Raw genomic sequence first — 24,567 nt, 5'->3', positions numbered from 1 at the left:
AGCTCGCGCGTGGTGACGTCGCGAACCGAGAGGTTACCCCGCACGGCGTCCAGGAGCGACGACGGTCATGAGCGCTGTCTCCGCGGTGAGCCCTGGGCCGAAAGCCATCGCAGCGACGCGGTCTCCGCCACGCGTGTCTTGCTCCTCCAGAATTCTCTGCAACACGAACAACACCGTCGCGCTGGACATGTTGCCGTACTGCCGCAGAATCTCGCGAGCTGGCACAAGCTGATGCTCCGCGAGCCCCAGTTGCTCCTCCACACGATCCAGGATGCTGCGCCCACCCGGGTGGATCGCCCAGTGCGTGATGTGCTCGCTGATCGAGCCATCGTCGAATGCGGCAGCGAGCGAAGACTCTCCGGCGTACAGCGGCCGAAGCGCATCGTGGATGTGCGTCCCGATGAGCTGCGGAACCTTCGTCGACAAGACCATCTCGAAACCGTGGTCCCCGATCGTCCACGCCATGTCTTTCTTTCCCTCGGGGATGATGCCGGTGTGGAATCGGTCGAGCGCGAGGCCGGAAACATTGGAGTCGAATGTGCGCGCGGTGACGATTCCGGCGGCAGCCCCATCGGCGAAGAGTGAGGTGGCAACGATCATGTCTGGATCATCCGAGGAGCGCAGGTGCAACGTGCACAGCTCGACGCTGACCACCAGCACCACGGCATCCGGATCTCCGGCGCAGAACTCGCTCGCCGCCCGAAGCGCAGGCATGGAGGCGTAGCACCCCATGAACCCCAGGTGATAGCGGCGAGTGCTGTCGCGCAGTCCGAGAGCGCGGACGATCTCGTAGTCAGGACCTGGGGCGTAGAAGCCTGTGCAAGAGACAGTGATGACGTGAGTGATGTCGGCGGCGGTGATGTCGGCGTCGGCATCCAGAGTGCGTCTGGCCGCCTCGACGTAAAGCCGGCCCGCTTCACGCATGTACACCTCGTTGCGTGCTTTCGTACCTGGCTCGAGGAGTATGCCGGTGGCTCGATCGAAGAACTGCGGCGATTCGACCTCGGCAGTAAACGACAGCTCTTCAAGCACCGTGTACCGTGTGTCGATGCCGGAGCCGTTGAATGATGCGGAAACGATCCGCTTCGCCAACCGCCCAATTTCAGGCTGGGCCGCGAAGACATCGCGGACTTCGTCCTGCACGAGCGGTGTATCAGGAACGATCGTCTGCAGCGATCGGAGCACGGCCGGCAGGGTCATATCGTCACTCAAGCACGACAGAGGGCGTCAGGGAAGGGGCTTGCGCACCTTTTCTGCGGCCTGCAGGGCCGCTGAAATCAGGATGATGTCCCCAGATCAGGACAATTCTGCCGATTCGTCCTGATCTCGGTCGATGCTCCTGATTTCGGCGACGCGGTGCGGCGTCAGATGCCGAGAGCGCGGGCGAGTTTGGATCCGGATGCCGAGTGCCGCCCGCCGGCTGTGAAGATCGCTGTCTCGACCGCGATGAAGAACGCCTCGCGACCTGCGGCATCTGCGGGTGCGGCTGGCCCCAACTCCATCTCCCATTCACGCCACTCGCGCACTGCTCCTGCTCGAAGATCGGTGGCACGGACATGGTCATCGACGAACTCCGCGATGACGCCGGCCGGCCCGGTGAGCAGATAGGCCATCCGGTCGTTCTGGATGCGTGCCAGCGGCTTGAGTGGCTCAGTCGTCCATCGTGCGATGACAGTGCCGACAGCATCCGGCAGCGTCTCATCATCGCCCAGGGGCCAGCCGAGCTCAAGACGTCCGTCTCCCTCGCGGGGCCCCTTGATATGCCAGCCCTCATCTGGTCCTCCGGTGCGCCGGCGCAACGCGACCCCCGCTCGCGACAGTGCCGCATCTGCGGTGTCGAAGTAGCACGCGTCGAGCTCACGCAGCTCGCCGGAGGTCACGGCATCAACACTGGGGATCGCTCCCCAGACCGGCAGAGGCGTGAGAACTTCGACGTCATACTTGCGCTCGACCTCGACAGTGCTGGACGGCTCTGTGTGGGACGGACCAGTGTGGGACGAACCGGTGCTGGGCGGCTCAGTCGTCACTGAGCGTGAGATCGTCGCTGGCTTCGACGAACCAGAATTCCACCTCGGTCGGCCCGTCGGACGTGCCGGTATTCTGCGGCGCGCCTTGGCGACTGTAAATCACCTGCGTCTCGCTGTAGGGGACGATCAGTTTGTCGTCGACGTCGTCGCCGAGCGGAAGAATCTGCCCGTCGAGCGGGCCGCCGTGGAGCCGTGCGATTGCCATGTGGACACCATAGCGCTCAGTGACCCGCATCGTCCTATGCCACGGCGATACCGAGCGCCGCGCCGATGATCATCCATGGGCCGAAGGCGATCCTGGTAGAGCGATTCGCGCGACGAAGCGCCATGAGAGCGAGCGCGTAGAACGCTCCGAGCACGAAGGCGGAGGCCGCCCCGACGGCGAGCGCCTGCCAGCCATGCCACCCGAGCATCAGGCCGATGACAGCGGCGAGCTTGACATCACCACCACCGATTCCGCCTCGACTGGTGGCGCGCAGCACGGCGTAGAAACCACCGAGAATGAGCATCCCGATGAGCGCGCTGATCAATGGAGCGCTGCGCTGCGTTACGAGCGCATCGATGCCGACCAGCGCGAGCAGAGCGAGGAGCGTCGGCAACACGATTCGATTCGGCAGTCGGTGCGTTCGTGCGTCGATCACGAGCAGCCAGACGCCGACTCCGGCGAGCGCTATGTGCGCGAGCACGACGATGACATCACGCACCACAGCGACAGAAGGCATGCCGGAAGGCTACGAGAAGATCGGATGCCGCGTGCGAGCACTGTGGATAACTCAGCGCTGAATAGCTCAGAGATCGATGATGTCGAGGTCGACGGTGATCACGTCACCCTCTTCGATGCCCTGCGCGTCACGGATCGCCTTCTTCAACGGGAGTACGAAGGCACCGTCGGAGAAGAAGATCGAGGTGCGCCAACTCGAGGCTCCGATCCTCGCCTGCACACGCAGGGAACCGAACCCTCGCTGGGGCGCAGGCAGTTCACGCAGTTCCAGAGAGAGCTCCTCCGGCATCGTCGCGAAATACCATGCCTCCACTCGCTTGTCCCAGAGGGTGACAGGGCTCTCGAACTCGATCTGCATTCATCAAAGGTAACGCGAAAACGAATGTCCGATGTGCGAATTAGCATCGTTGTGTTACTTGATTTATTCGTAGATATATTCGAGGATGGATGCATGGGCACCGCACTCTCCGCCCCCTCGGCTCTCCCCCGCGAGAGCATCGCCTCCCGTGCGCAGGAGGTGCACCGCCTGCGCAGCGAGATCTCTCGTATGCAGCGGCGGCGCAGCGACGTGCCCTTCCTCCCTCTCGATCCTGCCTTGGAGGGGCTTTTGCCTGACCCTGGTCTGAGAGTCGGCTCCTCCTACTCCCTCTCGCCTTCACCAAGCCTGCTGGGCGCGTTGCTCGCCGCCCCATCGCAGAAGGGCTCATGGTGCGCGATCATCGGCATGCCTACGATCGGCGTCGAGGCGATGAGTGGCTTCGGAGTCGAGTTGGAGCGCCTCATCTTGGTACCCGACCCAGGCCCTCGCTGGCTGACCGTCGCCACGGCGCTCTCCGAGGTGATTCCACTCATCGCGGTACATCCACGCAGCAGGGTCTCAGATGCTGACATCGCCCGATTGAATGCACGGCTGCGTGATCGCGGCTGCACGCTGCTGGTCACGGCACCCTGGCCGCAGAGCGAGGCGACGATCCGTGTGGAAGAGACCGAATGGCATGGCCTGGGTTCCGGCTGGGGGCTCCTCGCTGAGCGCACCGTGACATTGAGCGCCTCGGGTCGACGGCACGAGTCTCCACGTCGAGTTCGAGTGCAGATGCCCACCTCTCTCGGCCGGGTGGATGCAGCGCCCGCTCCCCTGCGTCCGGTGGCTCCGCTGCTGCTATCTACCCCCTCTGCACCATCCGTCACGAATACGCCGGATTCCGATCGTTGGGCGGCGGCAGGATGAGCACTCCTCCACGTCATCTCGTGCTGTGGCTGCCGGACTGGCCGGTACGGGCGGCACTCGGTGCACCGCCCGCAGACGACCCCGTCGCCGTAATACAGGCGAACATCGTCATAGCCTGCTCCGCATCCGCCCGCGCGCAGGGGGTTCGGCGTGGTCAGCGTCGTCGGCTCGCGCAGACCCGCGCCCCGGCACTGCGTATCCTTCCTGCCGATCCCCTCCGCGACCAGCGGATGTTCCTCCCTGTGCTCCGACTGCTCGAAGAGCTGGTGCCTGGCGTGCAGCCGCTGCGCCCAGGGCTCGCTGCCCTCCGAGCCAGAGGAGCTGCGCGCTACTACGGAGGCGAGGAGCAGTCCGCCCTGCATCTCATCGACGCCCTCGCCGCGCACGGTCACCCCGGCGCGCGTGCAGGCATTGCTGACGGCCTCTTCACCGCCGAGCAGGCAGCGCGTACCGCCGACCCAACGTGCGTTGTGGATCAGGGCGAGTCTCGAAGCTTCCTCGCTCCACTTCCCGTTCATGTCCTGGGTAATGACGAGGTCACCGGGCTGCTCACGAAGCTCGGCGTGCGCACACTGGCGGATTTCGCGGCGCTAGAGGTGAAAGATGTCCATGATCGACTCGGAGACAGAGGCACCCGCCTGCACGATCTGGCTTCCGGTGCTGATTCCCGCCCGCTGACCCCGCAGACTCCCGAGCCTGAACTCGCACGCGAGATCGTGTTCGAGAGTCCGCTGGAGCAGGCCGATCAGGTGGCATTCGCAGTACGGCAGACCGTAGATACCGTCACTGCCGGCCTCGCCGCACTGTCACAGGTGTGCACCGAGGTGCGGATCGATCTGACCGACGATGCCGGAGCCGTCTCGTCTCGGGTCTGGATGCACCCGACCTCTTTCGAAGCAAGCGACCTGGTCGACAGGGTGCGCTGGCAGCTGGAGGGAATAATGGCTGCCGGGGCGTCCGCAGGCTCCGTCGGTGCTGGCAACGTCGGTGCTGACAACGTCGGTGCTGGCAACGTCAGTGCCGGCATCGTCGAGGTGCGGATCACGCCGACACGTGTCGATGAAAGTGCACATCACCAGCCTGGATTATTCGGACAGGGGCCGGAGCAGCGGCTGCACCATGCCGTCTCGCGCGTTCAAGCGATGCTCGGACATCGCGGGGTCGTCACCCCTGTTCTCACGGGCGGTCGCCGACTCGCAGAGCGCCAACTGCTCCAGCCGTGGGGAGATCGAACACCGCCAGAGCGGGATGCGACGCTGCCCTGGCCGGGGAGTCTTCCGCCACCGCATCCGTCAGAGGTTTTCGCCCCGCCGCTGCCTGCGCGAGTGACGGCCGCAGACGGCACTGCCCCGATCGTCGATGAGCGTGGCACGTTGTCCGCGCCTCCGACTCAAATCGAAGAGGTCGCTGTGCAGGGGTGGGCTGGCCCCTGGCCGCTGCGGGAGCGGGCGTGGGATGCGGATCACGCCCGCTCGGCCCAACGCTTCCAGATCGTGGATGAGTCTCAGCGCGCCTGGCTCGTGCTCTGGGAAGACGGCGCCTGGTGGATCGAGGGGAGGTATCGCTGATGGGCTGGCATAACCCGAACATGAGCTGGAGAGAGCTCGAACAGACCCTCAGCGGTCGCGCAGCGCCAGACAGCAAAGCACCGCCAGATGAGGAAAAACCGCAGCCTCGACCGGACCCTGGACCGATCAGCCGTCGCAGAGCATCGACGCCACCACCGACGATCGTTCCCCCCGAAGATGCCGTCCCATACGCCGAGTTGCACGCGCACACCTCGTATTCCTTCCTCGACGGTGCCTCCTCTCCGGAGGATCTACTCGCCGAGGCGCAGCGGCTCGGCCTCACCGCACTGGCGATCACCGATCACGATGGCTTCTACGGCGCTGCACGATTCGCGGAGACCGCTGATCTCATGATGAAGGCCGAGGCACAGAACAACGCGCGGGCCAAAGCACAGACCAAGGCACCAACCAAGGCACCGACCACCGTGCAGACCATCTTCGGGGCAGAGTTGTCGCTGGGACTCCCCGCTCCGCAGCGCGGTGTTGCTGATCCCGTCGGCGAGCACCTGCTCGTCCTGGCCCGTGGCATCCAGGGGTACCACCAACTCTCCGGCGCGATCACCAGGGCACAGCTGCGTGGTGGTGAGAAAGGACGGCCGATCTACGATCTCGATGACCTCGCGGCGAGCGCGGACGGGCAGTGGACGATCCTCACCGGATGCCGCAAGGGCGGCGTTCGCCAAGGACTCGCCAACGGAGATGCTGCCACTCCGCTACGTCGGCTGGTCGACCTGTTCGGCCGAGACAATGTCGCTGTCGAACTCTTCGACCACGGCGATCCACAGGACACACGTCGAAATGACGCTCTGGCCGACCTCGCTACTGCGCACCGACTCCCAGTGGTGGCGACGAACAACGTGCACTATGCGGCGCCGACTCGCGCCCGGCTCGCCGAAGCGGTGTCGGCGGTGCGTGCAGTGCGCAGCATGGACGATCTGGACGGATGGCTTCCCTCCCATGGCGCAGCGCACCTGCGCAGCGGTGCGGAGATGACCGCCCGATTTCGGCGCTACCCCGGGGCAATCTCCCACGGGCTGCTCATCGCAGAAGAATCCGCCTTCTCGCTGCGCAGAGCACGCCCGGATCTGCCGACGCAGAAGGTACCGGCAGGACACACCCCCATGAGCTGGCTGCGCGCGCTGGTGTGGGATGCCGTTCCCCACCGCTATCCCCGTCTCGACGATGCAGGGCGAGCGCGGATCGAGCGTGAACTCACCGTGATCGAGGAGAAGGACTTCCCCGGGTACTTCCTCATCGTGCACGGCATCGTCACCGAGGCGCGGCGTCGCGGCATCCTCTGCCAGGGTCGAGGTTCTGCTGCGGCGAGCGCCGTCTGCTATCTGCTCGGCATCACAGCGGTGGATCCGATCCTCTACGGGCTGCCGTTCGAGCGCTTCCTCGCCACTACCAGGGAGGAAGAGCCAGACATCGACGTGGATTTTGACTCTGGCAGGCGTGAGGAGATCATCCAGTGGGTCTACGACGAGTACGGCCGCGAGTGTGCCGCCCAGGTGGCGAACGTCATCCAGTACCGACCGAAGAATGCCGTCCGTGACATGGCACGAGCGTTGGGTTATTCACCGGGTCAGCAGGATGCCTGGTCACGGCAGGTCGACGGCTGGGGCACAGACCTGATGCCCGCGGACGGGCACGACATCCCCGAGACGGTGCTGGAGTACGCCGGTGAGATGTTGAAAGCCCCACGGCACCTCGGCATCCACTCCGGCGGAATGGTGCTCACCGCGCGCCCTGTGGGAGAAGTCGTGCCGGTCGAACATGCCCGTATGGAGAAGCGCACCGTCATCCAGTGGGACAAGGACGACGCCGCCTGGATGGGGCTGGTGAAGTTCGATCTGCTTGGCCTCGGAATGCTCGCAGCCCTGCAGAATTGCTTCGACCTGATCGCCGCCGCCACCGGAGAGAGATGGACTCTGGAGACGATCCCGAAGGAAGAACCCGCGGTTTATGACATGCTCTGCCGAGCAGACTCCATCGGAGTGTTCCAGGTAGAGTCCCGTGCGCAGATCGGGCTGCTCCCCCGGTTGCAGCCGCGATGCTTCTACGATCTCGCCATCCAGATAGCCCTCATCCGCCCCGGTCCTATCCAGGGCGGCGCCGTGCACCCTTTCGTGCGACGCAAGATGGAGAAGGATCGGGTCGATGAAGAGAACCTGCAGCGGGCGATCAGGGGTGAGCCTCCTGTCACGCTGGAGTTCCCCTACCCGCATCCGGTACTGAAGCCGGTCCTGGAGCGCACTCTCGGCATCCCCATCTTCCAGGAGCAGCTCATCCAGATGGCGACGACGATCGGTGACTGCACCGCAGATGAGGCAGATACCCTCAGGCGCGCCATGGGCTCCAAGCGCGGGCTGGAGCGGATCGACAGCATCCGCCGACAGCTCTACACGGGAATGACGCGCCATGGCCTTTCCCCTGAGCAGTCCGACCGCATCTACGAACAGATCCAGGCGTTTTCAAACTTCGGCTTCGCCGAGTCGCACTCGCTGTCATTCGCGCTGCTGGTCTATGCCAGTTCCTGGCTGAAACTGCACTACCCCGCGGCCTTCCTCGCTGGGCTCCTGCACGCACAGCCCATGGGTTTCTACTCCGCAGCAACGCTCTCCGCCGATGCCAGGCGGCACGGTGTCGAAGTCCGACGCCCCAACCTGCACGCCTCCTCTGCCAAGGAGTCCCTAGAGCCCCTGGAGCCGCTGGCGCCACTGACGGATTCACCGGTGCCAACGGGGCGGGAATCCTGTCGCGCGTATGAGCAGCCGACCCCGCCCCGATTCGATCGGAACGCGCCGGACGAGTCGGCAGCGCATCGTCGTGACGGTTTCTTCGCTGTGCGCCTCGGACTCAGCGGTATCCGCGGCATCGGTCTGCCGACGGCGGAGCGCATCGTCGCCGAAAGGGAAGCGAACGGCCCCTACCTCGACCTGCCTGATCTAGTGCGACGCACGGATGCCACGGCCGCACAGTTGGAGTCGCTGGCGACCGCCGGCGCATTTGATTGCCTCGGTCTGACCCGCCGAGAGGCGATCTGGCTCGCAGGTGCCGCTGCCGAAGACCGCGCGCGTTATCTTCCTGGCACCACCGTGTCTGTGCAACCGCCACTGTTCGCCGATCAGACCAGCTACGAACAGCTGTCCGCCGATCTCTCTTCTACCGGTGTATCCACAGATGACCATCCGATGGCGCACTTTCGCACAGTGCTCGACGAGCGAGGAGTGCTCACCGCGGCGCAGCTGCGCGAGCACGAGGTCGGTCGACGCATCGAGGTCGCCGGCCTCGTCACCCACCGCCAGCGTCCGGCGACGGCAGCCGGTGTCACGTTCCTCAACCTCGAAGATGAGCATGGGCTCGTCAACGTGATCTGTTCGACCGGGGTATGGAGTCGCTACCGCCAAGTGGCGAGGGATTCACCCGCGCTCATCGTGCGCGGCATGCTGGAGCGCTCCCCCGAGGGTGTGATCAACGTGCTCGCGGACGCCTTCCAGGATCTGCGCACCGGCATTGAGCATCGATCACGTGACTTCCGCTGAGGTCCACGTCACGCATCGTTGCCCGTGCTGTCACCAGCAGCGTGCTGTCACCAGCGTGCTGTCACCAGAAGCGTGGCGGCTCCGGCTCAGGTGTCCGGTCAACGCCACCCCAGCGCAGGGCTTCTTCTCTGGCCGCTTCTGCCGCGGCATCCGCCCCGCGCAGCGCGATATCCGATTCCGCCGCACCGGGGCCGATCGGATCCACAAGAAGCGTCGTGCTGAATCCCTGCCTCGTCGAAGCGATCGTGCATTCCAACACGCGTCCGGCCCACGTCGACGCCGCGGAGGACATCTGGCTGCTGTGGCGGTAGTGAACTCGTGTCTCCAAGTCGATCAACATGACCACGGAGCGCTCGCCCATGTCATCCACACTCTCGGTCACCTGAACGCGATGCCCATATGGGATCGCCGCCGGCACCGCGATAACGATCGTCCTGTCCATGGCTCCAGCCTATGAAGTCCTGCCCCCAGTGCAAGAGCCGCGCGCTGATCGGTGCCGGACGCGCTACCCGCCGGCACCACCCGCCGTAGCGCTTGCGTCGGATGCGGGAAGAATAACCCGGCTCCGGATGCCTCTGGAGCCGGGTTATTCTTCCGCCATCAGCTGGGACGAGCTCCAGAGCACAAGATGAACATCGGGTGGCTTTGCGGAGATCCTCAGCCGCCCTCTCATACGCTGGGAGCCATGGATGCCGGAGCCGAGAACCTCAACGCGATCGCAGCCTGGGCTGTCTCACTCATGGAGACGCTTGGCGGGGCCGGCGCAGGACTCGCCGTCGCTCTGGAGAATCTGTTCCCGCCGCTTCCAAGCGAGATCATCCTTCCGCTGGCCGGTTTCGCGGCCGCGCAGGGCACACTCGGGCTGATCGAGGTTCTGATCTGGACCACCGTGGGATCAGTCGTCGGCGCACTCGCGCTATACGGCATCGGTGCCTGGCTGGGCCGACGCCGCATGTACGCGATCGTCGAGCGGATGCCGCTGATCAAAAAGGAAGACGTCGAACGCACAGAAGCGTGGTTCGACAGGCACGGCTCGAAGGCAGTGTTCTTCGGGCGCATGATCCCCATTTTCCGCAGCCTGATCTCGATTCCTGCGGGCATTGAGCGGATGCCACTGCTCCGATTCACCCTGCTCACCCTCGCCGGTAGCGCCATCTGGAACACGATCTTCGTGCTCGCCGGGTACTTCCTCGGAGCCAACTGGCACGTCGTCGAGGAATACGCCGGAGTCTTCCAGAAGGTCGTCATCGTCGCCGTGGTGGTAGCTGTTGCGGCATGGATCGTGATGCGCGTGCGTCAGCTGCGGCGGAACCGGGTCGCTGTCGACTAACACCTGCACGGCCGGCCTTACGATGGCCACGTGGACAGTGAAAATCTAGGGATCCGAACCCTCGGCATCCTTGGTGCAGGCAGACTCGGCACCGTGCTCGCCCGATTCGCGGCATCCGCCGGTTATCGCGTTCTCGTGGCCGCGTCAGGAAACCCTGCTCTCATCGCCCCGCTGATGAACGCTATCGGTGCGACGGCCACCACCACGGAAACGGTCATTGCCGAATCGGATGCCGTCATACTGGCGATGCCGCTCGGCAGATACCGGACACTGCCTGCCGAATCGCTGCGCGGGGTTCTGGTGATCGACGCGATGAACTACTGGTGGGCATCTGATGGCGTTCGCGATGATCTGAGCGATCCGCGCACCTCGACCAGTGAACTCGTACAAGCGCACCTCACCGGAGCGCGCGTCGTGAAGGCGCTGGGCCACATGGGCTACCAGGATCTCGAGGATGAGGCGCGTCCTCAAGGACGCCCCGGACGCAAGGCGATCGCGATCGCTGGCGACGATGCGGATGATGTTGCGATCGTCGCAGCGCTCGTGAACAACCTCGGGTTCGATCCGGTAGTCGCTGGCCCGCTTGCCGCGGGAATCATGCTGGAATCCGGCGCCGAGGCGTTCGGAGCGGATGTCGACGCCGCTCAACTGCGAGAGATGCTCGACCATTTCCCGACGTCGCAGCGGGGAATCGTCGTGGCGCGAGCACGCGGTGAGGCGCCTCGCTAGCTAGGGGGCACGTTGATGCCGAGGATGCGTGCACGTCCCGGCCAGTTCGATTCACCCACGTACGGAAAATCGAGCTCAAGAAGTGCCGAGTTGTCGAACGCCGGGAAGATGTCGCGGTACCAGTCGGGGTCAAGCCCGACGAGCTCGCACAGCATGAGTCGCATCAGAGTCGCATGTCCGACCACGAGTACTCGGCCATCGGGGAACTCGTCCGCGAGTTCATCCAGCACCGGCATGGCCCGGGCGATACCGTCGCGTCCTGCTTCTCCGCCAGGCAGCGGGTGCTGCGCAGGCTGTCGCCCGAACTCCGCCCACTCATCCGGAAACGCCGTCGCGAGCTCCGCTGGCGACAGCCCCTCGCCGCGCCCGAAATCGATCTCCACGAGACGCGGATCGATTCGAAGCGTCAGGCCCGCAGCCTCTGCAGCGGGTTCGGCTGTCAGCCACGCACGGCTCAGGGGCGAGGCGACGATCGCCGAGAGTCCCGCCGTCCCTGCCCACTCCGCGAGATTCGCAGCCTGAGAGATCGCGTCCGGTACGAGGGCCACGTCGGACGAACCCGCGTAGCGATGCTCGGCATGCCACTCGGTTTCGCCATGTCGGGCAAAGTAGAGCGTCGTCATATACTCTCCGATCGATTCCTCTGATCGTAGGTGCACAGGGTGACGTGCACCGGATGCCGCGGCCCTACGAGTTCTCCGTTCACCCGCATGTCACTCAGGCGAAGTAAGTTGTCCCCTCGTGCATAAGTTTCAGCTCCGGGCAGTCGGGTTCGGACTCTCTGTCCACCTGGCGCGCTTCGCCATCATCTGGGTCACGCTTGCACTCGCGCCGCTGGTGGGCATCACCGGTTGGTATCTGGGCCTGGCCGCGAACGTTGCTTGTGTCATCTTCGCCGCAGCGTTGGTAACGGCGCGTGGATTGTGGAAAACCTCCGGGATCCTGGTCGCCTGGCGTGGACCAAAAGCCGTCATCCTGCTGGTCCCTCTTGTCATCGAAGTGCTTCTCTGGGCCGTACCAGCGGGGGTGATCGAGCAGCCTCCGGGCTTCGGGCTCTGGAGCATCACTCTTCTGCTCGCTGCCGCGAACGAGGAACTAACGAGCCGGGTGATCGTGCTGGAGCGGATGCGTTCGGCATTCCGCCCACACGCGGCTGTTGCCATCACTGCAGCCCTCTTCGGGCTCCAGCATCTCTCCGCCTTCGCGACGACGAGCCGTTCCGTCGACGACATCCTCCTCAATGTGCTCGTCTCCGCGTGCTACGGATTCGCGCTGGCATCGTTCCAGTTCCGCTTCCACTGGGTGTGGCCACTGATCCTGCTTCACGCGTGCGCGAATTTCACGTCGATCTTCTCCGCACACCCGCTTCCGGATGCTGTGATCGCGATCACCCTCGTGATGTTCATCGCGCTCGGGTTGCTGATATTGCGTCCTCTTAAGTCACTTCCGCCTCTTAAGTCACTCCCGCGCTCAAAGTCACTTCGACGCTGAGACTGCTGCCCCCATGCGTATGACCGCTTCGCGGAGGATCGGCCGAGGCATGGCGAAGATGAAGCGGGCACTGCCCACGCCCGCGGAACCGCACGCGCTGCCATCGGTGAGCCCGACGCCCGCATGCTCACGGAAGTAGTCTCCCGGCTGCTCGATTCCCAGTTCGCGGAAGTCCAGCCATCCGACATATGTGCCCTCCGGCGCGGAGATGCGCACGCCGGGAAGATGCTGCGACACCAGCGACACAAGTTCGCGGCGGTTGCCATCGAGGTAGTCGACAACTTCGTCGAGCCAGGGCTGACCGTCACGGTAGGCGACGGTGTTCGCGATCGCGCCGAGGTTGGACGTGCCGTGGCCGATCCATCCTCCGATCTCATCGAGCTTTTCCTGATCCGCGTCATTGCTGACGACGAGCTGCGCGCACTTGAGCCCAGGAAGATTCCACGCCTTCGAGGCGGAGACTGCCGTGATCGTGTGCCCCGCCGTCACATCCGAGATCGTCGCATACGACACCATCGCCGTCTCGCCGTAAACGATCGGCGCCCAGATTTCGTCCGAGAACACGCGTCCGCCGTTTCGATCGACGAGTTCGCTCACGGCAACGAGCTCTTCGCGCGTGAAGACACGACCGAGCGGGTTGTACGGGTTGCAGAGGATGAGAACCTCGCCGCCCTCGTCGAATGCGCGCTGGATGCCGTCGAGGTCGAGGTTCCACACACCGTCCACCCGCGACATCGGGACCTCAATCACTTCGCGCCCCATGGTGGGTGGAACGAAGAGGAACGGCATGTACGAAGGTGTCGGCACGATCACCTTCGAACCGGGCGCGGAGAAGTGCTCGATCGTCACTTCCAATGCCTTGATCACATCGGGGATCGGAAACACCTGCTTGGCCTCAATCGTCCAGCCCTGTCGGTCGCGGAGCCGATCGGCTGTCGCCTGCTTGAGATCATCGCTCATCGCGGCCGGCATGTATCCGAAGACGCCCGCATCCACGGCGTCGTGAAGAGCTGCGCGGATGACGGGAGCAACGCCGAAGTCCATCTCGGCGACGAACGCGCCGATGGGCACCTGCGGATCCGTCCACTTCATCCCACCCTTTGCGCGGAGCATTTCAAGGGAGGTCGCGTTGATCTCGTCGGCAAAAGTCATTCTGGTCTCCTCTGGCACGGCTGCGGTTAACCCTATCCAGTGGCGGATGCACCGGCGCCGGTGCAGGGTGGATGTGGGAAACGTCATCCACGGTGTCGAGTGACACCTTGCTCACGAGTGGTTTCTGGAAGCGGCGTCCTAAGCGCTCGCCACCGGAGCATCCACCAGCTGAGCCACAGTCACGATCGAAGCGAAACCACGGGCTCCGAGAACGCTCTCAGTTCGCCGCATGATGTCCTCGCCGGCCACAGCGGCGTACCCGTCGCCTGCCGAGATTCCGGAGGTCGTGGTGGCGTCCGTGACGAAATCGACCGTGAAGCCGAGGTCGCTCGCCACCCTGGCAGTTGTTTCGCAGCACTGCTCAGTACGGATGCCGCAGATCACCAGACGACGGATGCCGCGCCGCATCAACTGCTGCTGCAGATTCGTCGTGGTGAAGGCGTTGATCGAAGTCTTCGTGATGTGGATGTCCTCGTCGGCAGGCTCGAAGTCCGATACGACCCGAACAAGACCAAGCGCAGGATCGAACACCCCACCCGATCCTGGTTCGGCATGGGTGATCCATACGATCACGTCGTCGACTGACCGCGAATGATCCACCAGCCGCGCGATGTTGTCGAGCACCTGAGGATTCGCCGTCGCCGCCCAGTCGTCGGTCCGATGACGGAAAGACTCCTGCGCATCGATAACAAGCAAAGCGGTGTCGGTTCCAGTTGTCATGCATCCATCCTGGTTCCGCATCCTGCGGCGAGGCAAGACATCGCACTGCCAACATGCGAAATAATCCAGCCACGCTATGTCGTCGGTGCCCACTATTAGGCTGAACCCATGGATGCGCTCGCACGCCTGCTCGACGCTCCTCGCGGTCGCGACGCCTACCTGTTGCGCGCGAGCCTGACGCCACCCTGGTCGGTACGGCTCGCTGACGAGTCGCCGTTGGGTTTGATAGCGATTGTGCGCGGTTCAGCCTGGGTCGAAGGAGGCGAAGGTGCCCCGCTGGAGCTGCGCACGGGTGATGTCGCAGTCGCGCGCGGACCCGCTGCTGTCACCGTTTCGTATGAGCCCGGCGTCAGTGCGGACGTCGTAATCCTGCCCGGCATGCGCGTCGAAAGTCCTGACGGCCGCGATGTCGAGGACGAGTGGTCACTTGGCTTGCGAGCATGGGGCAACGATCGCGATGGCGAGACCGTCATGCTCATGGGCTGCTACCAAGTGCGCGGTGAAGTCACGCAGCGACTGTTGAGTGCACTTCCGCCCGTCATTCACGTGCGGGCGCCCGAATTCGATACGCCGTTCATCAGCATCCTGGCAGATGAGATCATGCGGGATGCGCCCGGTCAGTCAGCCGTGCTCGATCGTCTTTTCGACGTGCTGCTGGTCGCGGTACTGCGCGCGTGGGTCACTCACGCGGAACCGGAACGCGCCGGGCTCTACGGCGCGCAGAGCGACCAGATCATCGGCCACGCCCTGCAACTGCTGCACGACGACCCTGCGTACCCGTGGACGATCGCGGAGCTCGCGGCCCGTGTGCGCGTCTCGCGGGCGGCGCTCGCCCTACGCTTTTCGAAGCTGGTCGGAGAGCCGCCCATGACTTACCTGACTGGGTGGCGCCTCGCACTTGCGGCCGATCGTCTCTTGCAACCGAACGTGACGATTGAAGCGGTCGCCCGCGAGGTCGGATACAGCACGGGCTTTGCGCTCAGTACCGCGTTCAAGCGCGAGCGCGGCATGAGCCCGAAGGAGCACCGGGCACGATCGCTCGCGTCATAGCCGCTCGACCGGGGAACGCAGCCCGGTGAGTCGTTCGCTTTCGCGCCAGAGGTTCGCTGCGATCGTCAGGTCGCGGGAGGTGCGGCTTGTGGACACCTCAGTCGGGAAGCCGTTGCGTTGAAACCGACCGTCAGGGCCGATGCAGGTTCCGCCCGTGATGTTCGGCGCGGTCGCAGCGAAAAGGATGGCAGCGCACCCATCGCTGACGGCTGGGCTCGGCCGCCCGCGAGGATCTTGCCCTGCAGAGAAGTGTCGCGGCGTTGTCCCTTGGTCGCAGCGACGCCCGGGTGCGCAGCGATCGAGACGATGTCGCGATTCTCGGCCGCGAGCCGTCGTTGCAGCTCGTAGGCGAAGAGCGCGTTGGCTAGCTTCGACTGCGCATAGGCGAACCACCGCTGATATCGGCGATGCTCCCAGTTGAGGTCGGGCGAGATCGTGCCGAGCACATGCAGACCGCTCGTGACCGTCACGACGCGGGCGGAAAGCCGGTCTAGCAGCAGGTTTGTGAGGAGGAACGGCCCGAGGTGATTCGTGCCGATGTGCCGTTCAAAACCGTCGGCCGTGCGGCCCTTCGAAACGCCCATGACGCCGGCGTTGTTGATGAGCACATCAACGCCAGTGTCGATGCCGTCCGCGAAGGCCCGCACCGAGGCCAGATCGGCGAGGTCGAGGTGGCGCACCTCGACCTCGCCGAGAACAGTGCGGGCGAACGCAGAGGCCCGATCGATGTCGCGACATGCCGCGACGACTCGTGCACCCGCACCCGCGAGCACACGCGTCATCTCGGCACCGAGTCCGCTGTTTGCACCTGTGATGATGACCGTGCGTCCACGCTCATCTGCCACGTCGTCCGCGACCCACTTCGCCACAGCGATCACCTCACGCGTAGGCCAACGCCGGGGTCTTCCCCAGCCAGACGTCATCGGTGAGTTGCGAGACGACGAAGTCAGCGACATCGGCGCGAGTGATCTTGAGCGATGACTCCGCCTCTCGAGGCCCGAATCCGAGCAGGTACTGCCCGGTACGCGGTCCGTCGACGAATGCCGCTGGCCGCGCGATTGTCCAGTCCAGGCCGCTGTCACGCGTCACTCGCTCCTGCTCGACGTGGTCGGCGTAGGCCTTGCGCAGCAGGAAGCCGAACATCACGCGCTTCCACATGAAGTTGAGGTTCTCCCAGCTGTCCCCCACTCCCAGCGTCGACTGCACGATGAGTCGGCGCACACCAACCTGCTGCATTGCCGCGACAATCGTCGCAGTGCCTCTCGATCGCACTTCACCCTTCGCTCCGTTGCCGAGCGTGACGATGACCGCGTCGTGTCCCTCGATCGCGGACGCGACGTCGCCGATCTCGAATACGCTGCCCTCGACAACGGTGAGTCGCGTTTGCATCTTGGCAACGGATGTTTCACTTCGCGTGAACACCGTCACTTCGTGCCCATGCTCAAGCGCCTGCCCGACGACGAGTGTTCCGATGCTGCCGGTGCCTCCGAATACGATGACCTTCATGACGACCTCCCTAGGTGTGTTGTGTCACTTCCTAGTTCAGCCGCTCAAGCATGGATGAGCCATGGTCTCTCGTCCTGAATTTATACGCAGTCGTCCACACTCTGGATCCCCACGCGGTGTCCGTTCAAGCCGCGTCGAATGAGCGCAGCAGAATTCGTTCGTCTTCCACGTTGACCTCCCAGAGCGGCTGGGGCACGCTAGCGGGCCCCCGTTCGACAGCGCCGTCTTCGAGGCGGAATCGACTGCCGTGCCACGGGCAGGTAATGCAGCCGTCCGGATCAAGTGTTCCTTCATCCAGCGGACCACCCGCGTGCGTGCACACCGCCGAGATCGCGCGAAGTTGACCGCCTTGGCGCGTCAACAACACGGGCACGTCGTTCACGCTGACGCGAACGAGCGAGCCGTCGAGGATCTCGCTATCGGCGGCGACGTCAGTCCACGATCGCGCCTGCTTCTGAAACGCCGTCCGGTTGACGCCGATGCCGCGCACGAAAGACAGATGTCCACCGAGGTACGCAGAGGCGAGCGTGATGCTGAGACCGAGGGCACTGAGGGCGATGCCCGTACGGCGGTGACCGCTGCGGCGGGCGAGCCACGACCCGGCCTGCATCGTCGTGGCGACCGCGTTCGAGAGCCCATGAACGAGCCCGACACGCTTGTCAGCGCCTCTTGTGCTCGACCAGTCCGATGCGCCTGACATCGCGGTCGGCGCGGAAGCGAGGATGCCGAGACCGACGAGCCGTCGTGCAGCCGCTGCGCCCTCCTCTCCAGCTGTGAAGTCGAGCGCGACGGCCGCACCCCACGCGCCGATCGGCAGATCGCTCAGCACCGGGTGCAGCTGATGTCCGAGCCAGGATCCTGACAGAGCGTTCTTGAGCCAGGTGGGATGTGTCACGGCATCCACCCAGCCGCTGACCGTCTTCGCCGCACCATCCAGCGCCTTCGCCCGCTCGATGCTGTGAATGACTTTGCTCGGCATACTTGTCGAATCGTTCATTTGTGCCACTCCTCACGACGGTGATGGGGCCTTGCATGTCCGCTCTGTCTACTCCGACGATACCCCCGGGTCAACGGTCTCGAGTTGTGCGCTGGGAAGGTGTGAGATCGGGGCACACTGGGTGGGTATACGGTTGAGCACATCAGTACCCCACCGGGGTATTAACGTAAACAAAGCAGCACCGTTGCGCTCGCCGCTGAGCCGCCCTGCACGCAGCGATCATTCCGAAAAGGAAACCCATGAGCAACTCGCACAACGGCGACGTTGAACACTTGGCCGACCGCCACCCATCCCCCAGCCACGTCGAGCACGCGGCCAGCCGCGCCCACGGAGACGGAGCAGAAAGTCACACGCGGCACGGCCACCACGACGGGCACGGCGACCACGTCGGACAGTTCCGGCGTCTTTTCTGGATCATGCTCATCTTGGCCGTCCCCACCGTTGTGCTGTCAGGCATGTTCTCCGTGATCCTCGGCTACTCCCTCCCGGACATCCCTGGCCTCGCCTGGGTATCCCCGGTGATCGGAAGCGTGATGTACGTCTGGGGCGGCAGGCCATTCCTTGTCGGTGCGGTCAGCGAGATTCGCTCCCGCAAGCCGGGAATGATGCTCCTCATCGGTCTCGCCATCACGGTCGCATTCCTCGCTTCGTGGGGCGCAAGCCTGGGGCTGCTGCATCATGAGCTCGATTTCTGGTGGGAGTTGGCGCTCCTCATCGTGATCATGCTGCTCGGCCATTGGGTCGAGATGCGCTCCCTCGCTCAGACGACCTCCGCCCTCGATTCGTTGGCCGCGCTCCTGCCGGATGAGGCCGAACGCGTCGTCGATGGCCAGGTCGTCGCCGTCTCACCAGCCGATCTCGTTGTTGGCGACATCGTCGTCGTCCGCCCGGGTGGCAGCATCCCGTCAGACGGACGCATTGTCGACGGACGTGCGTCCATTGACGAATCCATGGTCACTGGTGAATCCCGCACCGTCACCCGTGGCACCGGCGACTCGGTCACAGCGGGCACCGTGGCCACCGACTCCGGGCTGCGCATCGAGATCACCGCGACTGGTGACGACACGACTCTCGCAGGCATTCAGCGCTTGGTGACTGAAGCGCAGAGCTCATCCTCTCGCGCCCAGCGCCTCGCCGACACAGCCGCCGGTTGGCTGTTCTGGTTCGCGCTGGGTGCCGCCGTCCTGACCGCGATCGTATGGAGCGCGTGGGGCTTTCCCGACGCCGCGGTCATCCGCACGATCACGGTGCTTGTGATCGCCTGCCCCCATGCACTCGGATTGGCTATTCCGCTCGTGGTGTCCATCGCGACCGAGCGTGCAGCTCGTGGCGGCGTTCTCGTCAAGGATCGTCTCGCGCTGGAGAGCATGCGCACGATTGACACCGTGTTGTTCGACAAGACCGGCACCCTCACGATGGGTGAACCTGTCGTCTCTGAAGTCTCGGTCGTCGACGGCAATGATGCCGACCAGGTGCTCGCGTTCGCTGCGGCCGCGGAAGCCGACAGCGAACACCCGCTCGCGAAGGCGATCGTCCGTGCCGCGGCCGAGAAGAAGCTCACGGTGGCCGAGAGCCGCGAGTTCACTTCCTCTCCCGCCGTCGGAGTCACCGCAACCGTGGAGGGCACCACTGTTCGCGTCGGCGGCCCACACTTGCTGTCGGAAGAGGATCTGGCGGAGCTTCCCATCGCCGAGCAATGGCGCAGTGACGGCGCCATCATCCTCCACGTCATCCAGGATGGCAGCGTTGTCGGCGCGCTGAAACTATCCGACGAGGTACGCGCCGAATCACGCGAAGCAGTTGACGCACTGCGCGCCTTGGGGGTGCAGGTCGTCATGATCACGGGAGATGCCGAAGCTGTCGCTCAGACGGTGGCGCAGGATCTGGGAATCGATCGGGTCTTCGCCGGCGTCCGTCCGGCAGACAAGGCGATGAAGGTTCAAGAGCTTCAGAACGAGGGTCGGAGAGTCGCGATGGTCGGCGACGGCGTCAACGACGCTCCTGCCCTCGCCCAAGCTGACGTCGGTCTGGCGATCGGAGCTGGCACCGACGTAGCGATCGCTTCGGCAGGAGTCATCCTCGCCAGCGACGACCCCCGTTCCGTGCTCTCAGTGATCGAACTGTCGCGCGCTGCGTACAGGAAGATGAAGCAGAACCTCTGGTGGGCCGCTGGCTACAATCTCCTCGCGGTGCCGCTTGCGGCTGGTGTCCTCGCACCGGTGGGATTTGTCCTGCCGATGTCGGTCGGCGCAGTTCTCATGTCGCTGTCGACCATCGTCGTCGCGGTCAACGCGCAGCTTCTGCGCCGCCTCGACCTTCAGCCTGAATCCACGGTTCGCGCGATCCTCAGCCGATGACCTCAGAGCCGCGCGCTATTGGGCGTCACCACAGTCCACGGCGACCCCAGGGTGACACGCGCTGCTAGGCGCATCGACCATATGCGGCGAGGAAGACGTCAAGTCCGCGCGCCACCTGGGTCGCAAGGTCCACGCCGGACAGTGCTTCGTCATCCCCGAGCAACATGGCGCGATTGACGGGGTCACCCATGATCAGCCAGTTGAGCTGCGTAGCTGCGAGCACCGGATCAGGCGTTTTGAGAGCATCCACGGCATCCAATCGCGTAAGCACCTCGGCGAGGGAGTTGATCGCACGCTGTGGACCGTGCGCATGCAGAGCGCGTGCGAGATCAGGAAACTGCGGCAAGAGTCCAATCACGAGGCGTCGGAGTGCGAGCAGTCCCGGAGCCAACACTGTGGAGAGCTGCTGTTCGAGGATCGGCGCGAGCACAGAACGAGCGTCGGCGTTGTCCGAGATCACCGGAGGCGAGCTGAGGACGCGTTCACTCGCGGCGCGAGTCTGCGAGCCGACAAGCTCGAGAAACAGTCCCTCCTTGCCGCCGAAGTGACTATAGAGCGTCTGCTTGGCGACACCGGACGCCCGTGCGATCGATTCCATGGTGACACCCTCGTACCCGTTGGCGAGGAACTGCTCCTGCGCAGCCGCCAGCATGGACTCGCGTTTGCGCGCAGAACTCGGACGGAGATCTACGGCACCGCTTGATAATTTCATACTGATCAGTCTAGTTTAGAGAAATCAGACTGTTTGGTCTTAAAATTGGAGATGATGATGAGCACGAAGACCGCTCTTGAGTTCGAAGCCGAACTCATTCACCCCGATGAAGCTGGATCATGGACCGTGTTCGAGGTGCCGGGCTCGATTGAGTACTTCGGCACGGGAAACCCCGTGCGCGTGACGGGAACGATCGACGAGACGCCGGTGGAGCTCACGCTCATGCCCACTGGACGGGGGCTCCATTTCGGTCCAGTGAAAGCAGCGACGAGGAAGCTGCTCAGCAAGACAGCCGGCGACCGTGTGCGAGTGCGGATCGAGGCTGCGACTTGAGTGCACTCACCACCACGCGCGGCGATCGCATCGTCTACGACGACCTGGGCTCAACTGGAGCGACGACCGCGATCTTCATTTCCGGAGCGGGCCCCACTCGCGCTGAGGACCCTGTGACTCTCGCGACAGGTGAGGCGTTCGCTGCACGTGGCGGGCGGGCCTTCATTCCCGATCGCCTGGGGCGTGGCGAGTCGATAGCGGCGGGCCCGATTGACCTCGACGCGCAACTCGACGTGATCGATGCGCTTTCACGTGAGGCAAGAGCCCCGGTCATCCTGGTTGGACACTCCTCCGGCTGCGCGATCGCGATACTCGCCGCCGCCCGCACCACAAACCTCGCCGGGACGGTGTTGTGGGAGGCGCCACTCGGACTATTCGAAGGCGGAGCACCTTCGTGGTGGGCCGGCGTCCGCGCTGCGATCGACGCCGACGACCTCGACGACGCGGTCGCCCGGTACATGGTCGGGATGCCGCCAGAATGGCTTGAGGAGCTCAAACAGTCCCCTGCCTATCCACAGATCGTGCTCGGCTGGGTTCCAGACGGTGAAGCGCTCAAGACCGTCGAGGAACGCGGCTATCAGGACGTGCTGTCATCTGTAACGGCACTTCTCCTCACTCTGGTCGGCTCCGAGACCTTTCCCGGCATGACGGCGACCGCCGACGAACTTGCGGCCTCGGCATCCGACGGGCTCTCGGAGCAACTGGCCGGCGCGTGGCACTCGTGGGAGCCGGAGGCGATGGCAGAGCGGCTCGCGCGGCTCGCAGGGCTGGCTCGATAGCTTCATAGGCTCTATATAGGCGCCGTGTTGCGCCAGACCTCCGCGTCGACGCTCGCGCTGTCGGCTTCGCCCCAGGCGAGGAGGCAAAGGGGACCATGAGTGCTCGACGCGATCTCAGGTCTCAACCTCCCGTCTATGCTGCAGCTCGCGTCATCGGAATGTGGGGAATTCCGTCTTCAAAGAAGACCTCACCCGAGCGAGCAAAGCCAAAGCGCTGATACCAGAGTTCAAGGTGCTGCTGCGCATCCAGAACAATCACATCCCCGACACAATCGGCAATCGCGCGGCGCATGAGATCCGCGGCGAGACCTCGACCGCGAGCGGCCGGCGCAGTGGCGACGCGTCCGATTCGTGAACCAGCAGACTCTGCCAGAACCCTCAGCGTCGCGAGAACAGCTCCCTCTTCCTCTGCCCAATGGAGGCGAGCGGCCGGTTCGATATCTATGCCATCGAGATCGTCATATGCTGCAGCCTGCTCGACAACAAACACATCGATTCGGAGCTTCAGAACCGAGTACAAACGGATGGGATCCATCTCGGCGGCGCTGGCCGAGTGAAAGGTCACAGTCACGTTTGTTCCTCGTTCCGTCAAGGGTTTCATCTACACAGGCAAAGCAGCGTCAACGAGTGGTCGTACCTCAGTGCCGAGAAGCTCAATCGCGTTCATGACGATCGCGTGCGGGACCCCCGACCAATCGAACTGCAGTCCGTAGCGGTCAGCGCCTACCACCCCACCGATGGTGATGAGGCGCTCAGCGATCTCGGCTGGGCTACCGGCCAGGAGCGATCGAGCGCCGGTCGTGTAATGGTCGTAGTCGGCCCGGCTGGGCACAGTCCAACCACGGGCCATGGCGCCGTACTCCATCATCCGATTCCAGTAGGGGTAAAAGCTATCTTTCGCGTCCTGCGAGTTCTGCGCAAGCATCGCGACGCCGGTCATGGTCACGTGCTGCGTCTGCGGATCGTGGCCGCCGGCGACGCTCGCCCGCCGGTAGAGGTCGACAAGCCGTGCGAATCTCTCAGGTGCTCCGCCGATGATCGCATACACGATGGGCAGGCCGAGCATGCCGGCGCGAGCGGACGAGTTCGGGTTGCCGCCGGTACCGACTGAGATGCGCAGGTGCTCGCCGTAGGGCCTGGGCAGCACGCGCGCCGCGTCGAGCGGGGATCGGAAGCGGCCCGACCAGGTGATCGGGTCAGAACGGTCGAGCGCAAGCAGCAGGTCGAGTTTCTCCGCATAAAGGTCGTCGTAGTCGGCAAGGTCAGCGCCGAACAGCGGAAAGGACTCAGTGAAAGAGCCGCGCCCTGCCAGCAGTTCGGCGCGACCGTGACTGAGCTGATCGAGAGTGGTGAATTGCTGAAACAGGCGCACCGGGTCTTCCGAGCTCAGCACGGTCACCGCGGTGCTGAGGGTGATCGACGACGTCACGGATGCGGCAGCCGCCAGCACGGTGCCGGGACTCGAGATCGCGTAGGTGTCGATGTGGTGTTCACCGAGCCCGTAGAAGCCCAGCCCCACCTGCTCGGCGAGGCGAATACGCTCGAGGGTCTGGTCGAGCACCGTGGCGACCGACAAGGGTGCGCCGATCTCGTCGCGACCGATGTCGCCAAAACTCAATACGCCGAGTTGCATGGGGTTATCCGTTCTCGTGGACCATTTCCACAGTTTGTTCGACGAGCGTCGCGTGATCAGTCGTCAGGACGCGTCGATCAGTACATAGACGCTGGTGATGCTGTCGCCCCGGATGATGAGGACGTCGCGGCCAGTCACCATGGTGGTTCCACCAGCGGGGCCGAGACTCCAGCTGTATGTGACGAGGTCTTGCGCTGTCTGAATCGGACTGGATCGGGTGATGACGGTACCAGGCAGCTGCACCTGGAGGCCAGCAATCGCCTCGGTCATACCCGCGTGCCCGGTGTAGGCGGCCCCTGGCTCGCCGATGGTCACGTCGGGTGAGTAAATCGAGGCGATCGCCTGCTCCCGTTCCGGGCCGGGCGCCCCATTCCAGGTGCTTAGGTGTGCGTCGATGATCGATTCGTGTGATTCGGACATTGTTATCCCCTTCGGTATCGGTTGTGGTTTCCACGGCGATGCCATGTCAGGTATATGGCGTGCGAGATCGTCAGGGCGAGGCCGAGCGTGCCGACAGGGATGCCGACAAGAGTGAGAGCCCCGGCGCCGATGTTGGCGTCCAATGCCGTCGGGTCTCGAATGAGTGCTGCGGTCGCGAGCATGACGAAACCCAATCCGAGAAGGATCGTCCCTAGATTGCGAATGAGCATTTCAGCCTTTCTCGACAGCGACCTCAGTACCGACCGAGG

At 64.2% G+C, this 24,567-nt stretch carries 27 protein-coding genes; 10 read left to right on the top strand and 17 right to left on the bottom strand.

All coding sequences use genetic code 11. From position 1 onward, the window contains the following. Positions 1-33: 33 nt before the first annotated feature. The 5 genes from AC1C2O_RS00365 to AC1C2O_RS00345 form a co-directional block, all read right to left on the bottom strand. A complete protein-coding gene (locus AC1C2O_RS00365) occupies positions 34-1,200 on the bottom strand; it encodes a type III polyketide synthase (RefSeq protein WP_495428450.1) in 1,167 nt (388 codons plus the stop codon). A gap of 164 nt (positions 1,201-1,364) precedes the next feature. Beyond that, positions 1,365-2,027, bottom strand: a complete 663-nt coding sequence (locus tag AC1C2O_RS00360; protein WP_495428449.1) for a CYTH domain-containing protein — start codon at positions 2,025-2,027, stop codon at positions 1,365-1,367. Continuing rightward, positions 2,017-2,232 (bottom strand): response regulator, encoded by a 216-nt coding sequence (locus tag AC1C2O_RS00355; RefSeq protein ID WP_495428448.1) that lies wholly within the window; start codon positions 2,230-2,232, stop codon positions 2,017-2,019. The genes AC1C2O_RS00360 and AC1C2O_RS00355 overlap by 11 nt, the downstream gene beginning before the upstream one ends. Before the next feature lie 34 nt (positions 2,233-2,266). Beyond that, a complete protein-coding gene (locus AC1C2O_RS00350) occupies positions 2,267-2,749 on the bottom strand; it encodes a prepilin peptidase (protein WP_495428447.1) in 483 nt (160 codons plus the stop codon). Between the two features lie 66 nt (positions 2,750-2,815). After that, positions 2,816-3,106, bottom strand: coding sequence for a DUF1905 domain-containing protein (locus AC1C2O_RS00345; protein WP_495428446.1), 291 nt, complete (start codon positions 3,104-3,106; stop codon positions 2,816-2,818). Positions 3,107-3,199: 93 nt separating this feature from the next. On the opposite strand from AC1C2O_RS00345, the gene imuA' reads away from it, so the two are divergent. The 3 genes from imuA' to AC1C2O_RS00330 are packed head-to-tail and all read left to right on the top strand — an operon-like array spanning position 3,200 to position 9,089. Continuing rightward, positions 3,200-3,976: a DnaE2-dependent mutagenesis accessory factor ImuA' gene (gene imuA', locus AC1C2O_RS00340; protein ID WP_495428445.1), complete on the top strand. Its 777-nt coding sequence runs from the start codon at positions 3,200-3,202 to the stop codon at positions 3,974-3,976. After that, positions 3,973-5,544, top strand: a complete 1,572-nt coding sequence (locus AC1C2O_RS00335; protein WP_495428444.1) for a DNA polymerase Y family protein — start codon at positions 3,973-3,975, stop codon at positions 5,542-5,544. Before imuA' ends, AC1C2O_RS00335 begins: the two co-directional genes overlap by 4 nt. Further along, a complete protein-coding gene (locus AC1C2O_RS00330; protein ID WP_495428443.1) occupies positions 5,544-9,089 on the top strand; it encodes an error-prone DNA polymerase in 3,546 nt (1,181 codons plus the stop codon). Before AC1C2O_RS00335 ends, AC1C2O_RS00330 begins: the two co-directional genes overlap by 1 nt. Before the next feature lie 61 nt (positions 9,090-9,150). Here the strand turns inward: AC1C2O_RS00330 and AC1C2O_RS00325 are convergent, their stop codons facing one another. Next, positions 9,151-9,531, bottom strand: coding sequence for a hypothetical protein (locus AC1C2O_RS00325; protein WP_495428442.1), 381 nt, complete (start codon positions 9,529-9,531; stop codon positions 9,151-9,153). A 243-nt stretch (positions 9,532-9,774) separates the two neighbouring features. Here AC1C2O_RS00325 and AC1C2O_RS00320 point away from each other — a divergent pair, with 243 nt between their 5' ends. Continuing rightward, on the top strand, positions 9,775-10,419 hold the full coding sequence (locus AC1C2O_RS00320; RefSeq protein ID WP_495428441.1) for a DedA family protein: 645 nt from the start codon (positions 9,775-9,777) through the stop codon (positions 10,417-10,419). Between the two features lie 30 nt (positions 10,420-10,449). Continuing rightward, positions 10,450-11,148, top strand: coding sequence for an NADPH-dependent F420 reductase (locus AC1C2O_RS00315; protein ID WP_495428440.1), 699 nt, complete (start codon positions 10,450-10,452; stop codon positions 11,146-11,148). On the opposite strand, the gene AC1C2O_RS00310 is transcribed toward AC1C2O_RS00315, so the two are convergent. After that, positions 11,145-11,771, bottom strand: coding sequence for a histidine phosphatase family protein (locus AC1C2O_RS00310; protein ID WP_495428439.1), 627 nt, complete (start codon positions 11,769-11,771; stop codon positions 11,145-11,147). The genes AC1C2O_RS00315 and AC1C2O_RS00310 overlap by 4 nt on opposite strands. 118 nt (positions 11,772-11,889) lie before the next feature. On the opposite strand from AC1C2O_RS00310, the gene AC1C2O_RS00305 reads away from it, so the two are divergent. After that, positions 11,890-12,639 (top strand): CPBP family intramembrane glutamic endopeptidase, encoded by a 750-nt coding sequence (locus AC1C2O_RS00305; protein WP_495428438.1) that lies wholly within the window; start codon positions 11,890-11,892, stop codon positions 12,637-12,639. Here the strand turns inward: AC1C2O_RS00305 and AC1C2O_RS00300 are convergent. Together AC1C2O_RS00300 and AC1C2O_RS00295 are read right to left on the bottom strand one after the other, a co-directional pair. Next, positions 12,625-13,791: a MalY/PatB family protein gene (locus AC1C2O_RS00300; RefSeq protein WP_495428437.1), complete on the bottom strand. Its 1,167-nt coding sequence runs from the start codon at positions 13,789-13,791 to the stop codon at positions 12,625-12,627. The genes AC1C2O_RS00305 and AC1C2O_RS00300 overlap by 15 nt on opposite strands. Positions 13,792-13,929: 138 nt before the next feature. Further along, positions 13,930-14,511, bottom strand: a complete 582-nt coding sequence (locus tag AC1C2O_RS00295; protein ID WP_495428436.1) for an isochorismatase family protein — start codon at positions 14,509-14,511, stop codon at positions 13,930-13,932. A gap of 108 nt (positions 14,512-14,619) precedes the next feature. Here AC1C2O_RS00295 and AC1C2O_RS00290 point away from each other — a divergent pair, with 108 nt between their 5' ends. Next, positions 14,620-15,561, top strand: a complete 942-nt coding sequence (locus AC1C2O_RS00290; protein ID WP_495428435.1) for an AraC family transcriptional regulator — start codon at positions 14,620-14,622, stop codon at positions 15,559-15,561. Positions 15,562-15,626: 65 nt separating this feature from the next. On the opposite strand, the gene AC1C2O_RS00285 is transcribed toward AC1C2O_RS00290, so the two are convergent. From AC1C2O_RS00285 to AC1C2O_RS00275, 3 genes are all read right to left on the bottom strand, one after another. After that, complete coding sequence (locus AC1C2O_RS00285) at positions 15,627-16,430, bottom strand: SDR family NAD(P)-dependent oxidoreductase (protein WP_495428434.1); 804 nt, start codon at positions 16,428-16,430, stop codon at positions 15,627-15,629. A 10-nt stretch (positions 16,431-16,440) separates the two neighbouring features. After that, positions 16,441-17,067, bottom strand: coding sequence for an NAD(P)-dependent oxidoreductase (locus AC1C2O_RS00280; protein WP_495428433.1), 627 nt, complete (start codon positions 17,065-17,067; stop codon positions 16,441-16,443). A 124-nt stretch (positions 17,068-17,191) separates the two neighbouring features. After that, the gene (locus tag AC1C2O_RS00275; protein ID WP_495428432.1) at positions 17,192-18,064 is read right to left on the bottom strand and encodes a Rieske (2Fe-2S) protein; all 873 of its coding nucleotides are present in this window, start codon (positions 18,062-18,064) and stop codon (positions 17,192-17,194) included. Positions 18,065-18,303: 239 nt separating this feature from the next. Here AC1C2O_RS00275 and AC1C2O_RS00270 point away from each other — a divergent pair, with 239 nt between their 5' ends. Next, positions 18,304-20,421 (top strand): heavy metal translocating P-type ATPase, encoded by a 2,118-nt coding sequence (locus AC1C2O_RS00270; protein WP_495428431.1) that lies wholly within the window; start codon positions 18,304-18,306, stop codon positions 20,419-20,421. A gap of 64 nt (positions 20,422-20,485) precedes the next feature. Here the strand turns inward: AC1C2O_RS00270 and AC1C2O_RS00265 are convergent, their stop codons facing one another. Further along, positions 20,486-21,133 carry a TetR/AcrR family transcriptional regulator gene (locus tag AC1C2O_RS00265; protein ID WP_495428430.1) on the bottom strand — a complete coding sequence of 216 codons (648 nt, stop codon included), beginning with the start codon at positions 21,131-21,133 and terminating at the stop codon, positions 20,486-20,488. 57 nt (positions 21,134-21,190) lie between these two features. Here AC1C2O_RS00265 and AC1C2O_RS00260 point away from each other — a divergent pair, with 57 nt between their 5' ends. Both AC1C2O_RS00260 and AC1C2O_RS00255 read left to right on the top strand, forming a co-directional pair. Then, positions 21,191-21,466 carry a DUF1905 domain-containing protein gene (locus tag AC1C2O_RS00260; protein ID WP_495428429.1) on the top strand — a complete coding sequence of 92 codons (276 nt, stop codon included), beginning with the start codon at positions 21,191-21,193 and terminating at the stop codon, positions 21,464-21,466. Beyond that, positions 21,463-22,245, top strand: a complete 783-nt coding sequence (locus AC1C2O_RS00255) for an alpha/beta hydrolase (RefSeq protein ID WP_495428428.1) — start codon at positions 21,463-21,465, stop codon at positions 22,243-22,245. The genes AC1C2O_RS00260 and AC1C2O_RS00255 overlap by 4 nt, the downstream gene beginning before the upstream one ends. Positions 22,246-22,378: 133 nt before the next feature. On the opposite strand, the gene AC1C2O_RS00250 is transcribed toward AC1C2O_RS00255, so the two are convergent. The 4 genes from AC1C2O_RS00250 to AC1C2O_RS00235 form a co-directional block, all read right to left on the bottom strand. Further along, positions 22,379-22,816, bottom strand: a complete 438-nt coding sequence (locus tag AC1C2O_RS00250) for a GNAT family N-acetyltransferase (RefSeq protein ID WP_495428427.1) — start codon at positions 22,814-22,816, stop codon at positions 22,379-22,381. Between the two features lie 30 nt (positions 22,817-22,846). Next, complete coding sequence (locus AC1C2O_RS00245) at positions 22,847-23,878, bottom strand: LLM class flavin-dependent oxidoreductase (protein ID WP_495428426.1); 1,032 nt, start codon at positions 23,876-23,878, stop codon at positions 22,847-22,849. Positions 23,879-23,941: 63 nt separating this feature from the next. Beyond that, the gene (locus AC1C2O_RS00240; protein ID WP_495428425.1) at positions 23,942-24,298 is read right to left on the bottom strand and encodes a nuclear transport factor 2 family protein; all 357 of its coding nucleotides are present in this window, start codon (positions 24,296-24,298) and stop codon (positions 23,942-23,944) included. Between the two features lie 2 nt (positions 24,299-24,300). Further along, positions 24,301-24,528 carry a hypothetical protein gene (locus AC1C2O_RS00235; protein WP_495428424.1) on the bottom strand — a complete coding sequence of 76 codons (228 nt, stop codon included), beginning with the start codon at positions 24,526-24,528 and terminating at the stop codon, positions 24,301-24,303. Positions 24,529-24,567: the final 39 nt, after the last annotated feature.

It is taken from the genome of Microbacterium sp. Y355, from assembly GCF_059445345.1.
The sequence above is the reverse complement of the archived record's forward strand: the minus strand, read 5'-3'. Positions and strand labels throughout refer to the sequence as shown.